This window comes from Oleiphilus sp. HI0067, assembly GCF_001635735.1.
The window spans coordinates 1-968 of sequence record NZ_LWFI01000184.1; the positions used below are offsets into that span (position 1 = coordinate 1).

2 protein-coding genes are annotated in these 968 nt (G+C 41.4%); one reads left to right on the top strand and one right to left on the bottom strand.

What is annotated here, in order from left to right; genetic code table 11:
* Positions 1 to 613: metallophosphoesterase (locus tag A3739_RS29195; RefSeq protein WP_068500116.1), on the top strand; the 613-nt coding region annotated here is incomplete at its 5' end.
* Here the strand turns inward: A3739_RS29195 and A3739_RS02460 are convergent.
* Positions 610 to 968 (bottom strand): GGDEF domain-containing protein (locus tag A3739_RS02460; RefSeq protein ID WP_156502274.1); only part of this gene is annotated, 359 nt, incomplete at its 5' end. The genes A3739_RS29195 and A3739_RS02460 overlap by 4 nt on opposite strands.

Here is a 968-nt window from a genome sequence, read left to right on the forward strand (position 1 = left end):
AGGAAACGATAAATTCGATTGTGGCTGCGGATTTGAGGAAAACTCGTCGTGCGACCTCGCGTCAAAACAATGGTACGAATACTCTAAAGCAAGAATTGGTGAAGATCAGAAAGTCTGGATGGCAGACCTTCCCAATAATCTAAAGATTAACTACCACGGTAAAACCATCATTGTCATCCATGGCGGAGTGAACCAACAGAGTCAATTTATCTTTAGGTCAAGCTCTACGACGGACAAACTACAGCAACTTAAGCAAACCGACTCCGACATAATTATTGGCGGACATTGTGGCTTGCCTTTTGGAGAGTTGATTGAAGACAAGGCATGGTTGAATGCCGGCGTTATTGGAATGCCCGCAAATGACGCAACTGCAGATGTCTGGTATATGCTAATAACACCAAATGCAGAAGGTTTAGAGGTCAGCTGGCATCGTCTCTGTTATGACTTTAAGAACACACAGGCCCTTATGCAAAGTGCAGGATTGAATCAGGGATATATCAACGCGCTTGGAAACGGGTTATGGCCTAGCCTTGATATATTGCCAGAAACCGAAATTAAAAAGACAGGCAAAACACTCAGTATCGCGACAGAATTGATATCAAATATACCTTAGTGCGTTAGGCTTTTTTTCACGTGATATAGATTTTGATCTGCGTCATCGTACAACTGATCCCAAGTGAATATTTGATCAATGCACTTCGCAATTCCGAGACTTGTAGAGAAGGAGATATCTATACCTTTTAGATTTATAGAGCCGTGTTTTATTTCCTGTTGCAATTGCAACTCGAGACTATCAACGACCTTTCCATCAAACGAATCATCATTTATCTTTAACACACCAAATTCATCTCCGCCTAAGCGGAAGGTGATCAGATTATCTGAATCCATAGCTGATAATTTGTTTGCGATAAAACGTAGAACTTGATCGCCAACCAAATGACCGAAGGTGTCGTTAATCCCCTTAAAAT